We start from the raw sequence: 14,923 nt of genomic DNA, 5'->3' as shown, positions 1-14,923 counted from the left end.
GATTACTTAATAACCTTAGCAACCACACCCGCACCAACGGTACGTCCACCTTCACGGATCGCAAAACGTAAGCCGTCTGCCATCGCGATTGGGTGAATTAAGGATACGACCATCTTGATGTTATCGCCTGGCATTACCATCTCTACGCCTTCTGGTAACGTGATTGTGCCCGTTACGTCAGTTGTACGGAAGTAGAACTGTGGACGGTAACCTTTGAAGAATGGAGTGTGACGTCCACCTTCTTCTTTGCTTAAAATATACACTTCTGATTCAAAATCAGTATGTGGTGTAATTGAACCCGGTTTTGCAAGTACTTGACCACGTTCGATGTCTTCACGTTTAGTTCCACGTAATAACACACCTACGTTCTCACCTGCACGACCTTCGTCGAGTAATTTACGGAACATCTCAACACCAGTACAAGTCGTTTTAGTCGTCGGTTTGATCCCAACAATTTCAACTTCTTCACCTACTTTTACAATACCACGTTCAACACGCCCTGTTACTACTGTACCACGACCTGAAATTGAGAATACGTCTTCGATTGGTAATAGGAATGGTTTATCAATGTCACGCTCTGGCTCTGGAATGTAAGAGTCTAGGTAACCCGCTAATTCAACAATTTTTTCTTCCCACTCTGCTACGCCGTTTAACGCTTGTAACGCAGAGCCACGCACTACTGGAGTATCATCTCCCGGGAAATCGTATTGTGATAGAAGCTCACGCACTTCCATTTCAACTAATTCTAATAACTCTTCGTCATCAACCATATCACATTTGTTTAAAAATACGATGATATAAGGTACACCTACCTGACGACCTAAAAGAATGTGCTCACGTGTTTGTGGCATTGGACCATCTGTCGCTGCTACTACTAAAATAGCACCATCCATTTGCGCTGCACCTGTGATCATGTTTTTTACATAGTCAGCATGGCCCGGGCAGTCTACGTGTGCGTAGTGACGAGTCGGTGTGTCGTATTCTACGTGTGACGTGTTGATGGTGATACCACGTGCTTTTTCTTCCGGTGCATTATCGATTTGGTCAAATGCACGTGCGCTTCCGCCGTATTTCTTCGCAAGTACGGTGGTGATCGCCGCTGTTAAAGTTGTTTTACCATGGTCAACGTGGCCGATTGTACCTACGTTAACGTGGGGTTTTTTTCGTTCAAATTTTTCTTTAGACATTTTTTATGTTCCTTTATAAAAATTTCTTTCCCCAAATCAATGAGGAAAGAATAAAACAAATTATCTCGCTTTACGCGCTTCAATAATCGCTGTTACGATGTTTGTAGGTGCTTCATTGTACTTCAAGAACTCCATAGAGTATGAAGCACGACCTTGTGTTTGTGAACGAAGGTCTGTTGCATAGCCAAACATCTCTGAAAGAGGTACTTGCGCACGAACAGTTTTACCTGTTGCAGTATCATCCATTCCTTCAATCATACCGCGACGACGGTTTAAGTCACCAATTACATCGCCCATATAATCTTCTGGAGTTTCCACTTCAACTTTCATAATTGGTTCTAAAAGTGCTGGTTTTGCTTTCATGAAACCTTCTTTAAATGCCATTGAAGCAGCTAATTTAAAGGCAATTTCAGAGGAGTCGACATCATGGTAAGAACCAAAATGTAAACGAACACCAAGATCCACAACCGGATAGCCAGCTAAAGGACCAGATTTCAATTGTTCTTGGATTCCTTTATCTACTGCAGGAATAAATTCACCAGGAATTACCCCACCTTTGATTTCGTTAACAAATTCGTAACCAGCGCCACCCGCTTCTAATGGATACATGTCGATAACAACATGACCGTATTGACCACGACCACCAGACTGTTTCGCATGTTTACCTTCGATATCTTTAACAGTTGAACGAATTGTTTCACGGTAAGCCACTTGAGGTTTACCTACGTTCGCTTCAACGTTAAATTCACGTTTCATTCGGTCTACGATGATTTCAAGATGTAATTCACCCATACCTGCGATGATAGTTTGGTTAGATTCTTCATCAGTCCATACTCGGAATGATGGATCCTCTTTCGCCAAACGACCTAAAGCAACACCCATTTTTTCTTGGTCAGCTTTAGTTTTAGGCTCTACCGCAACCGAGATAACTGGTTCAGGGAATTCCATTCTTTCAAGGATAATTGGCGCACTTTCAGAACATAATGTATCACCCGTTGTGACATCTTTAAGACCGATAGCAGCAGCAATATCACCTGCACGAACTTCTTTAATTTCTTCACGTTTGTTAGCGTGCATCTGAACGATACGACCAAAACGTTCTTTTCTGTCTTTCACTGAGTTAAGTACTGAATCACCCGAATTAACCACACCTGAATAAACACGGAAGAATGTTAAGTTACCAACAAATGGGTCAGTTGCAATTTTAAATGCAAGTGCAGCAAATGGCTCTTCATCACTTGAATGACGTTCAGCTGGTTGACCATTTTGTAGTTCACCTTTGATTGCAGGAACGTCTGTTGGTGCCGGCAAATACTCAATAACGGCATCAAGCATAAATTGAACGCCTTTATTTTTAAATGCACTACCACACGTAACTAAGATGATTTCATTTTCAAGCACTCGTTGACGTAGCGCGCCTTTAACTTCTTCTTCAGTTAACTCTTCGCCACCGAGGTATTTTTCCATTAACTCTTCGTTAGCTTCAGCAGCTGCTTCAATCAAGTTTGCACGATGTTCTTCAACAAGATCAACCATATCAGCAGGAACATCTTCATATGTAAATGTGACACCTTGGTCGGCATCATTCCAGTTGATTGCTTTACGTTTAAGTAAGTCAATTACACCGGTGAACTTTTCTTCAGCACCAATTGGTAATACAAGCGGAACTGGAACTGCTGCTAAACGTGTTTTGATCTGTGATACAACACGTAAGAAATTAGCACCCATACGGTCCATTTTGTTTACAAATGCAATACGTGGTACTTTATATTTATTCGCTTGACGCCATACAGTTTCAGACTGTGGTTGAACACCACCAACCGCACAATAAACCATTACAGCGCCATCAAGTACACGCATTGAACGCTCAACTTCGATTGTAAAGTCAACGTGTCCCGGGGTGTCAATGATATTGACTCGGTGTGGTTCAAACTGTTTCGCCATACCAGACCAGAATGCAGTTGTTGCAGCTGAGGTAATTGTGATACCACGTTCTTGTTCTTGTTCCATCCAGTCCATTGTGGCAGCGCCATCATGAACTTCACCAATTTTGTGACTAACACCAGTATAAAACAAAATACGTTCGGTTGTGGTTGTTTTACCTGCGTCAATATGCGCACTAATACCAATATTACGGTAACGCGCTATGGGGGTTGTACGAGCCATATTAATCCTCTACTTTTAGGTCGTTTATTATTTAGACTATCGCTAGTGACTTATAGCGCAAGAGCGCCATAAGCCGGTATTCAAATAGTTGAATAATTACCAACGATAATGAGCAAACGCCCTATTAGCTTCTGCCATACGATGAACATCTTCACGTTTTTTAACGGCTGTACCTTTGTTTTCAAAAGCATCAGAAAGTTCATTTGCAAGGCGTAAAGCCATTGATTTATCGCCACGTTTACGTGCAGCTTCTACAATCCAACGCATCGCAAGCGCATTACGACGAACAGGACGCACCTCAACTGGTACTTGGTATGTAGAACCACCAACACGGCGAGACTTAACTTCTACAGTTGGTCTTACGTTATCTAATGCAACTTCAAAAGCTGCTAAATGGTCTTTCCCGCTACGCTCAGAAAGCGTATCAAGAGCTGAATATACAATTGATTCTGCGACAGATTTTTTACCATCTATCATTAAAATATTTACAAATTTAGCCAGTAATTCTGAACTGAACTTCGGATCAGGTAGAATCTTTCTTTGACCGGCAATGTGACGACGTGGCATTGGAATACTCCGTTTTCTTTTTATTAAGTTTAATACTTAACATTTTATTTCAGGTTTACCCAAAACTCAGATTGAGTTAAATGGAATTATAAAGTTTGGCCTTACTTAACGGATATCCATTAAGCCTTAGGTCTTTTCACACCATATTTAGAACGTGATTGTTTACGGTCTTTAACTCCCGCACAGTCAAGCGCTCCACGAACAGTATGGTAACGAACACCAGGTAAATCTTTCACACGACCACCACGGATTAAAATCACGCTATGCTCTTGTAGATTATGGCCTTCACCACCGATATAAGAGGTTACTTCAAAACCATTAGTCAAACGTACACGACATACTTTACGTAGCGCTGAGTTTGGTTTTTTAGGTGTTGTAGTATAAACACGAGTACAAACACCTCGTTTTTGCGGGCATGCTTCAAGAGCAGGAACATTACTTTTAACTTCCTTAAGTGCTCGAGGTTTGCGTACCAGCTGATTAATTGTTGCCATTAATAAGCTCCTGATTTTTTTATATAATTTAAAAAAATTAAATTAAAATTGCTTGTTAGATACGTAAAATAACTGTGCCAAAATACTATAAATATAGCTTTTGGGTCGCACGATTCTAGTATTGAAGGGGGGTAATGTCAAGTTTTTGCTCATAATAAGACAGGATTTTATACTCGTACTAAGGCAGTTATGCTACTATATTGTTAAGATTTAAACGCACAATGTTTCGCTATTTGCTCATAAAACTGGTTTCTTATGCCATACTGATGGTCGTCATATTAAAAATCAATTCATATGTGCAGATTATACATGCTTTAAATAAAGGATATTAAATATGCGATACGTCATTGATCTCCATATGCACACGGTTGCCAGTACTCATGCATATAGCACAATACATGACTATATTTTACAGGCAAAATTGAAAGGCCTTAAACTCATTGCTATTACCGATCATGGTATGGCATTAGGTGATAGTCCGCATCGCTGGCACTTTATTAATATGCGAATTATTCCTCGAATTATCGATGGTATTGGTATTTTACGTGGTATTGAAGCAAATATCTTAAATCGACAAGGCGATATTGATTGCGATGACGGAATGTATCGTGAGCTTGATATGGTGATAGCCGGTTTTCATGAACCGGCTTTAGCATCAAGCGATATCGATAGCAATACCGAAGCGATGATCGCAACGATTAAAAACCCTAAAGTAAATATTATTAGTCATCCGGGTAATAAAAATTATCCTATCCATATTGATGAAGTTGCTAAGGTGGCTAAAGCGTATCATGTTGCTTTAGAAATCAATAATTCCTCTTTTATTTCGCGTAAGGGCAGTGAAGATAATTGTCGTAAAATCGCGCAAGCCGTCAAAGATGCTGGTGGAATGCTCTCATTAGGTTCTGACTCTCATATTGCTAATACGCTCGGCAATTTTAGTCATTGTTTCGAACTCATTAAAGATGTTAATTTTCCAGCAGAGCGGATTATTAATCACAGTCCGCAAGCTGTCATTAAATTTTTATCGCTTAAAACGGGTCGATATGTTGAAGAGTTAGCGGCATTATAAAAAATGCTTGCTGACCGGCAAGCCACAAAAAAAGCGCGTTGTCTGCGCGCTTTATTAATTGATAATGGAATTAATGACCAATAAAAATAAATTTGAGGACAAATAGCACGGCAACAGCCACCACACAAATATTGAGCTGTTTAAATTTACCGGTACATGTTTTTAATACAACGTAAGAGATAAAACCTAACGCAACACCTTCAGTTATCGCGAATGCAAATGGCATCATTAATGCCGTAATAAAAGCGGGCGTTGCTTCAGTCAGATCATGCCAATCAACTTTAACCAAACTAGACATCATTAAAATACCCACAAAGATTAACGCACCAGACGTCGCATACCCGGGAACAATATGTGCTAATGGCGATAAGAAAATCACAAGTAGGAATAAAATACCAACCACAATCGCCGTTAATCCTGTTCGACCACCGACTGAAACACCGGCTGAGCTTTCAATATAGGTAAGAACTGATGATGTGCCAAATAACCCGCCTAACGTCGAACTAAAACTATCGACCAGTAATGCCTGACGCATTTTTGGGAAACGCCCCTGACTATCGGCAATGCCAGCTTTATCCGTTACCGCTAAAATCGTTCCCGATGAATCAAATAAGCTCACAATCATAATCGAAAAAATAATGCCTGCCATACCAATATTTAATGCGCCAAGCAAATCGATATGACCAACAACCTTAGTTACATCTGGTGGCATAGAGATAATACCTGAATAATGGATATTCGGGTCAAGCCATAATCCGAGTAATGACACCACTAAAATTGAAATCAACACAGCAGCATGCACATTACGAGCAGCAAGAACGATAATAATAAAAAAACCAAGCGAGCCAAGTAATACTGGTAAAGACAAAATATCCCCCATGGTCAATAATGTTGCCTGAGAAGACTGAATCAACGCCATATTTTTAAAGCCCATAAAGGCAATAAATAAGCCGATTCCAGCACTAATCCCAGCGCGTAAACAATGTGGAATATTTGAGATTAACCAGTGACGAATTTTAAATAGTGATAGGATAAAGAAGAGTAGCGAGCCCCAAAAAATCGCTCCCATTCCCACTTCCCAAGAATACTTAGAACAAATACTAAAGGCAAAAAATGCATTAAGCCCCATGGCTGGCGCTAAAGCAATCGGCAAATTAGCAGCAAATCCCATTAAAATACTGGCAAAAGCCGTCACCAGACACGTTAACACAAACACGGCTTCTTTATCCATCCCAGTTACACTGAGAATATCTGGATTAACAAAGATAATGTACACCATAGTTAAAAAAGTTGTACAGCCAGCAATAATTTCTGTTCCTACTGTTGATTTTTTCTCTTTCAGTTGAAAAATTTTTTCAAACAAAGAACGATCACGACTCGATTGCATATCACTCATAAATAAACCTAAATTAAAATGAAATAAATGGCCCCGTTATTATTAACAGATATTTAACGAGGTCAAGCAATTTTATTCAATTGGGCTGCCTTCACCAGCAGGTAAATTAGCGTGAACCGGAATATCAATTTTTTTCTCTTTCTCGATCGGCTCTACCGATTCGATATCCTTATCAGTCTCATCAGAGGGATTAAGCTGCATTAACGAGAGTATATGTTTAGCAATCTCATTTTCACCGGTGATAACGCCTGTTGCACCATGTTCGGCAATATATTCAGCCTCATCATCATAAAAAGCGCGGACATAGATGGCTAAATCAGGTCTGACTTTGCGTGCTTGCGAACAGATTTCACCTGCCTCATAGCCATTAGGGGTCGAAATAATTAACCATTTAGCGGTGTCCAACTGAGCAAGTTCTAATGTCTCGGGTTTAGATGCATTACCAAAAACAGCGGCAATATCATCATGGCGCAACTGCTCAACGAGTGTTAAGGAATTATCAACAGCAACAAATGGGATATGACGAATTTTAAGCTGCTTAGCAATTGTGCTCCCCAATCGGCCATGCCCAACGAGAATGGCATGATCGGTAAGCCCTTTAGGTACTTGCTGATTAATGACCGCTATCGGATCAATAATTTTATCAACGATACTTTCCGTTTTCGCTAAATAGCGCTCAATTAAATTGAAGATAAACGGATTAATAACAATCGAAATAATTGCTCCGGCTAAAATCAAACTATAGGCCTCATTCGGGAATACACCGAGTACTTTTCCTAAAGCCGCTAAGATAAAGGCAAACTCACCGATTTGAGCCAAACTAGCTGAAATGGTTAATGCGGTGCGCTTAGTGTGACCAAAAATACGGACGATAAAATATGCAGCAATCGATTTACCAAAAATAATAATGACAACAGTCGATAACGTTGCTAAAGGGTGCTCAATTAAAATATGTGGATCAAACAACATCCCTACCGACACAAAAAAGAGCACGGCAAAAGCGTCTTTGAGCGGTAAAATATTTTTAGCTGCACGATGACTTAACTCCGATTCGGTCAACGCCATGCCAGCAAAAAATGCACCTAGTGCAAAGGATGCTCCAAACAATTGTACTGCGGCTAAAGCAATACCGAGCGCAATCGCTAGCACCGATAATGTAAATAACTCTTCTGAACCAGTACTGGCACTTTTGGCCAATAACCAAGGGATGACTCGGCGCCCAACGACAATCATTAAAGCAATAAAGACAATTACTAAACCAATAGTTTTGGCAATTTCAGTTAATACATTCCAAACATTCACATCCGCATTATCACCGAGCATGGTAACAATTGGTGGTAATAACACTAAGGTTAAGACCATCGCGAGATCTTCAACAATTAACCAACCAATCGCAATGCGTCCTCGTTTACTTTCAATCAAGTCTCGCTCTTCAAGTGCGCGCAGCAATACCACGGTACTGGCTGTTGATAAACATAGACCAAACACCAAGCCCGTTGTCATTGACCAGCCTAAGATAGACGATAATCCCATTCCAAGCAGCGTTGCAACCGCAATTTGTACCACCGCACCAGGAATCGCAATTAATTTTACCGCCATTAAGTCTTTCAAGGAAAAATGCAAGCCAACGGCAAACATTAATAAAATTACACCAATTTCTGCTAACTGACTAATTATCGCGGTATCAGCGACATAGCCTGGTGTTGCCGGTCCAAAAATAATCCCCGCAATAAGGTAACCGACTAAAGGAGAGACACGTAATCGATCAGCCAACATACCTAAAATCGCAGCTAAAACAATTCCCCCAATAATTGCTGCTAGTAGCGGCCCTGTGTCATGCATCATCAACTCCTTTAAATTATTCTGATTCTTATTTGAACTGTGAAATATTCTAGCGTATTTTACTTCATTTTGTTAAATATTTTGCTTGTTTAATTCATAAACAGCAAATACAGTGCATTATTGCCATGATTCAATCGGCATTATGTCATTGGTATTATAAAAAAGGCATATAATTAATGCAGCGTAAAGATGAAAAGCGCGGATACTAATAATTTAAATCGGATGAGAACATCAACGATACGCATTTTATAATCAATTAAGCGTACGTATAAGAGGAAATGCGCCTCTTATACGTTTTTTCTAAAATTAAATTTGATACTCGCTTGCATCAGTATGCGTAATTTTAACTTTGACAATACGATGGCTTTCTACTTCGAGAATTTCAAACAGATAGTGATCAAACTCAATTACTTCGCCCGCTTGTGGAATATGCTGTGAATGTTCCATCAATAGCCCAGCAAGCGTATGATACTCACGCTTATCATCGATTTTAATTGGCACAAACCGTACGAGTTCTTCTAAAGGCGTATAGCCGTTAGCAATCCAGCAATTCTCGCCACCACTTTGAATATCATGCCTTGCATCAATATCTTCGCCTTCTGTAGGGAATTCGCCAGCAATCGTCTCGGTCACATCAGTCACAGAGACAATCCCTTGCATCGAGCCAAACTCATCGACCACAAAAGCAAAGTGAGTCTTAGCGGTTTTGAACTGCTCAAGCGCGACTAATAAAGAGATAGTCTCTGGGAAAATTAACGGCTGTTTAATTAATTTAGTAAATGAGATATCATGTTGATTATTTAGCACTTCTTTTAATAAATCATTGACTGGTATGATACCAATTGGCTCACCAATTGAGACATTATCAGTGACAATCAAGCGAGTATGCTGATTTTCAAGGAGGTCGTTAAGAATCGTTTCTTTATCATCATTAATATTAATCATCTTAATATCGAGTCTTGATGTCATGATACTACTAACAGAGCGCTGAGCTAACCCTAATACGCGTTCAATCATACTCAATTCTTGATCATTAAATACCGCGGTTTGCTTACCTGCATCGGCGATTAAATCTTTACTATTGGTATCAAGATCCTCGTCTTCCACATCCCCTTTCACTAAACTTAAGATTGCTTCTGCTGTACGTTGACGTAGTGGTTTTTTACTTAAAAAGCGTCGACGATTAAAGCTTGCCATCTGATTAAAGAACTCGATAAGAATCGAGAAACCAATCGCAGCATAGAGATAACCTTTCGGAATAGAGAAACCAAAGCCTTCTGCGATCAAGCTAAAACCGATCATCAATAAAAAGCTAAGACATAAAATGACAATTGTCGGATGGCAATTAACAAAGTTCGCCAGTGGTTTGCTGGCAATCATCATAATTACCATCGCGATACACACCGCCACTATCATAACCGGTACATGCTCAACCATACCAACTGCGGTAATTACCGAGTCGAGCGAGAACACCGCATCTAACACCACGATTTGTGCAACGACGGTCCAAAAGCGAGAAGCCTTTTTCTGTTTAGTGGATTCGTGGTTACCACCTTCTAGCCGCTCATTGAGCTCCATCGTCGCTTTAAACAAGAGGAATAAGCCTCCAATGAGCATAATTAGCTGACGGGCATTAAAACTAATACCGAGTGCAGAGAAAAGAGGGGCCGTTAATGTGACGAGCCAGCCGGTAAACATTAATAAAATAATGCGCATAACCAGCGCTAATGATAGCCCAATAATTCGAGCATGATCACGTTTTTCTGGTGGGAGCTTTTCGGCAAGAATTGCGATAAAAACAATATTATCAATACCTAGGACAATTTCAAGAACAATCAGTGTTGACAGTCCAATCCAAATTGTAGGATCCATGATCCATTCCATATCTCGGGTGGTTACCTTTTATTAAACAGCACATGCTGAACCGATAATTTTGGACGGAATTTTTAATTAAATCAATGAGAATTTGCTTAAAAATGTAATTATGATTGTAAAGCGGATAAAAAAGGCAAAATATAGAGACGATATTATAAGTTAAATCAAATAATTAATTAATCTAATAACCAATATAGACCGATAGAAATCTGCGCACAATTTGAGTATAGTGAGATCCTAATCCATGACAATAAGAGAATCACTATGTTAACCGTTAATGAATATTTTACAGGCAATGTGAAATCCATTAGTTTTACTAACGCAAGTCGTGGCGCGGCGAGTGTTGGCGTAATGGAAGTTGGTGAATATACGTTTAGTACTAATAATGCGGAAGAGATGACCGTGATTTCAGGCTCGTTAAATGTACTCTTACCTACGGCAAAAGATTGGCAGAGTTTTGAAGCGGGTCAAGTTTTTCATGTGCAAGTAAAAAGCCAATTTAGTGTGCAAGTCGCAGAGCCAACCGCTTACCTTTGCCGATATTTATAATCGTATTGTGCTATTCACGCTCATTTAGAAAATGAGCAATACCGTTCAAGTGAAATTATCAACATGATTGCACAGATATTAAAACATACGGGTATCTGTGCGCCATGTATCAGCAGTCAGCGCCTCACCAAAATAACTTTGTACTAATTTTTGCGTGATATCACTAAGAGGGGATGCGAGTACTTCCGCGGTATTACCACTCTCAACCACTTCACCATCGTGCATAACCAAAATTTGATCGCTAATGTGCTTCATCATGCCAATATCTTGCGTAACATAAACATAGGATAATTTGTGTTCTTCTTGTAAAGAGAGCATTAAATTGATAATTTGCGAACGCATCGAAATATCTAAGGCAGTTAACGCCTCATCGAAAATAATCACTTTAGGCTGTAATATCAATGCGCGCGCCAAAGCAACGCGTTGCTTTTGCCCTGCCGCCATAACCGATGGGTAGTAAGAAGCATGCTCTGCCGATAAGCCAACTTGCTTTAATACATCATAAATCAAGACTTCTCGCTCGCTGGTTGATAATGTCGTATTTTGTTTTAGTGGAATATCTAATATTTTGCCAATTTTCAGCCGCGGATCAAAAGAACTATCCACATTTTGGAAGATCATACGAATCAATTTACAGCGAGTTTGATAATCACCATACTCTAATTTTTGCTCCTCAACCCAGATATCGCCCTCATCAGGGCTCATCATGCCAACTAGCATTTTAGCCAGTGTCGATTTGCCAGATCCATTCTCACCAATAATGGCTAAGGTTTTACCCTCATTTAAGGAAAAAGAGACTGATTTGACTGCCTCAATCATAATATGGCCGAATAATCCCTTCGGTATCTGAAAACATTTTGATAAATTACGTACTTTTAATACGGGATTCATGACCGACTATCCTGTAATTCAGTGTTGAGTGGAAAATGGCACGCCACCGCATGATCTTTCATGGCAATGAGCTTTGGGGCTTCAATGCACTTGCGCTGCGCATAAGGACAGCGCGGGCCTAGTCGGCAACCTATTGGTAAATGCTCTAATGGCGGAATCACACCTGGCAATGAGTTAAGTGGGCGTTTATGAGGAATGGCTTTACCAAAATCAGGAATGGCAAAAATCAGTGCCTGAGTATAAGGATGATATGGCTTTTTGATCAGCTCTTCACTATCCGCAATTTCAACCGTCTGCCCACAATACAATACATTAATACGATCGGTCCAGCGGGTCACCATTTGTAAATCGTGGCTAATAAATAAGATTGTCGTGCCTGAATTTTGATTCAAACTAGCTAATAATCTGAATATTTGCGCTTCTGTCGTCGATTCCATCGCATTAGTTGGCTCATCAGCAATCAGTAATTTAGGTTGATTTGCTAACGCGATAGCGATCATGACTTTTTGGCACTCGCCTTCGGTGAGTTCCTTTGGATACGCGTTCATGATCTCTTTGTGCTCTTTTATCCCAACTCGATGCAGTAGTTCAATTGCCCTATTTTTACGCCAAAATAGTCTTTGCCACCATCGTCCTTTAAAGGTCCAAGATGGAATCGACTGAATTAAAAAGCGCCCAATTTTCATAGTCGGATCAAGGCACGATTGCGGTTCTTGGAAAATCATTGAAATATTGGCACTGATAATTTTCCGACGTTTTTTAGGTGAAAGCCGAAGTAAATCAATCCCATCAAAATAGAATCGATCCGCAGTCACTTTCCAGTTATTATTGGTCGCTCCAAGTATCGCTTTGGCGATTAAACTTTTTCCGGATCCTGACTCACCAACCAATCCGCGTATTTCCCCCTCATTGAGCCGGATATTAACTCGATCTACCGCACGTAATAAGCCATTTGGTGTAATAAACTCAACCGTTAAATTACGAATATCCAGTAATGCCATCTTAATTTCCCGCTCGCTTAGTTAATACAATATGAACGCCAAAATTAAGCATATGGATAAATAGTACCGTAATCACAATAGGAATACCTGAGGAAAAAAATGCCCAATAATTGCTATTAATGATACTAAGCATCCTATACATCATTGCACCAAGATCAGGTGGGCTCAAATTATCACCAAAGCCTAAAAAAGTGAGCACCGTTAATGCTAAAATAATGTGACAAAACAATACAATCACTTCAATTAAATAAGTCGGAAAAATATTGGGAATAATATAGCCATTAAGAATTTTTGCTGTAGATAAACCATCAAGTCGATGAGCTGTGATATAGGTTTTTTGCCATTCTTGTATAATTTGATGGTGTAAATTATGAACAAAACGCGGCAAATAAGATAGACCCACGATGATTAGAATAGAGTGAATGTTATTATGCCATACTAATGCAATTACAATCGCGCTCAGTAATGGTGGAATTGTCATAATAACTCGAAAAAATAGTGCGATAATGCTTCTAAATAGTGGGATAAAAAAGAGTAAATAATTCATGATTGCGCCGACCACAACCACATAAAAGGTCGCTCTTAATGTTAATGTCAGCGTTGTTTTATAACTCACTAATAGATAATTAAAAATATCGTGACCAACTGAATCCGTCCCCAGCAGATGATTCAAATCACCATTACTCTGCCATGCCGGTGGTAATTGCTGCTGAAAAACAGGCTCTAATTGTACATTAAACAACCATTTCATTGCCAAGCAAAGTAAAATAATCGCAAGCACACCATAACTACCAATCATAATATAAATATTGCTATGAAGACTATTTTTGATACTAATGCGCGATTTAATCATCGCCTGAATCATCTTATTCATATAACGTCCTTGATTGCATCGGATAGATTGCAACGACAAAGATTTCGCTCAATAACGTCAACAAACTAACTAATGCGCCGCAACTAAAAATCGCCAGCGCAATCACCACATAATCTTGCTGGTGAAACGCCGAAAAAACCCACGTTCCAAGCCCAGAGCGGTTTAATAATATCTCAATTGTCATCGTTGAAAAAAGCAAAGTGGTAATATTATATGCCAACTGTGGAATTGCCGTTGGTACCGCATTGGGTAATAAGTGACGAAACAGGACTTTACGTGATGAATTTTCACGAATACTGGCAACTTTAATATAGTTTTGCCGAGCGGTAATACTCACGCGCTGGCTAATGAGCTGTATTGTAATAATGCAAGGTTGAATTGTTAATATCATGACTGGAACAAATAAATATTTCATTTCAGTCAATAGCAAACCTAATTTATCCTCGTGCGGTGTCAGTAATATATGTAACAGCGATAAGCTTCTGACGGAGGGTTCGTATTGTGGATTTTTGATAAACAGCCAATCAGTAGAAAGCACAAACATCACCAAAATGGTCAACCAAATAATCGGGCAGGCATACAATACCAAGCACACTAGCTTAATGAAATGATTAATTTTATTACTTTTAGTTAAACCAGCAAAAATACCTATCGGGAAACCAACAATAATCGATCCGATAATCGCCAGAATAGATAATTCAAATGTTGGTAACAGAATTTGTGTGAAAATCTCCCATAATGATTTGTTGGAAATTACAAATTCATTAAAGAAAATCTGCTGATAAAAAACCTGATATACCTCAAAAAAAGACAGGTTATTAAACGGTGAATTAGGGGCAAAATAGATAATTACCACACTAATTAGAGATAATAAAAGCAGAACCAGCAAAAAAGAAGTAATCTTTTTTATTATGTATATAAGCATTATTTATCTCAGCAAAATATTGATTGTAGAAAATACCAAACGAATTTTTGACGACTTACAATTAAGCCCATATTGATAAAATAT

At 39.3% G+C, this 14,923-nt stretch carries 13 protein-coding genes; 2 read left to right on the top strand and 11 right to left on the bottom strand.

All coding sequences use genetic code 11. From position 1 onward, the window contains the following. Positions 1–2: 2 nt before the first annotated feature. The 4 genes from tuf to rpsL form a co-directional block, all read right to left on the bottom strand. The gene (tuf, locus tag DES39_RS07420; protein ID WP_121145118.1) at positions 3–1,187 is read right to left on the bottom strand and encodes an elongation factor Tu; all 1,185 of its coding nucleotides are present in this window, start codon (positions 1,185–1,187) and stop codon (positions 3–5) included. Between the two features lie 60 nt (positions 1,188–1,247). Further along, positions 1,248–3,353 (bottom strand): elongation factor G, encoded by a 2,106-nt coding sequence (fusA, locus tag DES39_RS07415; RefSeq protein WP_121145142.1) that lies wholly within the window; start codon positions 3,351–3,353, stop codon positions 1,248–1,250. 96 nt (positions 3,354–3,449) lie between these two features. After that, complete coding sequence (rpsG, locus tag DES39_RS07410; RefSeq protein WP_121145141.1) at positions 3,450–3,920, bottom strand: 30S ribosomal protein S7; 471 nt, start codon at positions 3,918–3,920, stop codon at positions 3,450–3,452. 119 nt (positions 3,921–4,039) lie between these two features. Then, positions 4,040–4,414, bottom strand: a complete 375-nt coding sequence (gene rpsL / locus DES39_RS07405; protein WP_025316630.1) for a 30S ribosomal protein S12 — start codon at positions 4,412–4,414, stop codon at positions 4,040–4,042. Between the two features lie 334 nt (positions 4,415–4,748). On the opposite strand from rpsL, the gene DES39_RS07400 reads away from it, so the two are divergent. Continuing rightward, complete coding sequence (locus DES39_RS07400; RefSeq protein WP_121145140.1) at positions 4,749–5,486, top strand: phosphatase; 738 nt, start codon at positions 4,749–4,751, stop codon at positions 5,484–5,486. A 70-nt stretch (positions 5,487–5,556) separates the two neighbouring features. Here DES39_RS07400 and DES39_RS07395 read toward each other — a convergent pair whose 3' ends face one another. The 3 genes from DES39_RS07395 to DES39_RS07385 all read right to left on the bottom strand — a co-directional run bounded on the left by DES39_RS07395 (position 5,557) and on the right by DES39_RS07385 (position 10,608). Continuing rightward, positions 5,557–6,882, bottom strand: a complete 1,326-nt coding sequence (locus DES39_RS07395) for an NCS2 family permease (protein WP_121145139.1) — start codon at positions 6,880–6,882, stop codon at positions 5,557–5,559. A gap of 72 nt (positions 6,883–6,954) precedes the next feature. Further along, the gene (gene ybaL, locus DES39_RS07390) at positions 6,955–8,724 is read right to left on the bottom strand and encodes a YbaL family putative K(+) efflux transporter (RefSeq protein ID WP_121145138.1); all 1,770 of its coding nucleotides are present in this window, start codon (positions 8,722–8,724) and stop codon (positions 6,955–6,957) included. 306 nt (positions 8,725–9,030) lie between these two features. Beyond that, positions 9,031–10,608 (bottom strand): TerC family protein, encoded by a 1,578-nt coding sequence (locus tag DES39_RS07385; protein ID WP_121145137.1) that lies wholly within the window; start codon positions 10,606–10,608, stop codon positions 9,031–9,033. A 255-nt stretch (positions 10,609–10,863) separates the two neighbouring features. Here DES39_RS07385 and ppnP point away from each other — a divergent pair, with 255 nt between their 5' ends. Further along, positions 10,864–11,148 (top strand): pyrimidine/purine nucleoside phosphorylase, encoded by a 285-nt coding sequence (ppnP, locus tag DES39_RS07380; protein WP_121145136.1) that lies wholly within the window; start codon positions 10,864–10,866, stop codon positions 11,146–11,148. Positions 11,149–11,226: 78 nt separating this feature from the next. Here the strand turns inward: ppnP and DES39_RS07375 are convergent, their stop codons facing one another. Genes DES39_RS07375 through DES39_RS07360 form a run of 4 tightly spaced genes read right to left on the bottom strand, consistent with a single transcriptional unit; the run spans position 11,227 to position 14,803 of the window. After that, a complete protein-coding gene (locus DES39_RS07375; RefSeq protein ID WP_121145135.1) occupies positions 11,227–12,039 on the bottom strand; it encodes a peptide ABC transporter ATP-binding protein in 813 nt (270 codons plus the stop codon). Then, positions 12,036–13,040 (bottom strand): peptide ABC transporter ATP-binding protein, encoded by a 1,005-nt coding sequence (locus DES39_RS07370; protein WP_121145134.1) that lies wholly within the window; start codon positions 13,038–13,040, stop codon positions 12,036–12,038. Before DES39_RS07370 ends, DES39_RS07375 begins: the two co-directional genes overlap by 4 nt. Position 13,041: 1 nt before the next feature. Next, a complete protein-coding gene (locus DES39_RS07365; protein ID WP_121145133.1) occupies positions 13,042–13,914 on the bottom strand; it encodes an ABC transporter permease subunit in 873 nt (290 codons plus the stop codon). Then, positions 13,907–14,803, bottom strand: a complete 897-nt coding sequence (locus tag DES39_RS07360) for an ABC transporter permease subunit (RefSeq protein ID WP_170143365.1) — start codon at positions 14,801–14,803, stop codon at positions 13,907–13,909. The genes DES39_RS07365 and DES39_RS07360 overlap by 8 nt, the downstream gene beginning before the upstream one ends. Positions 14,804–14,923 lie beyond the last annotated feature (120 nt).

The organism is Orbus hercynius, from assembly GCF_003634275.1.
Lineage (GTDB): Bacteria > Pseudomonadota > Gammaproteobacteria > Enterobacterales > Orbaceae > Orbus > Orbus hercynius.
Note: the sequence above shows the minus strand (reverse complement) of the source record. Positions and strands in the feature narration are given on the sequence as shown.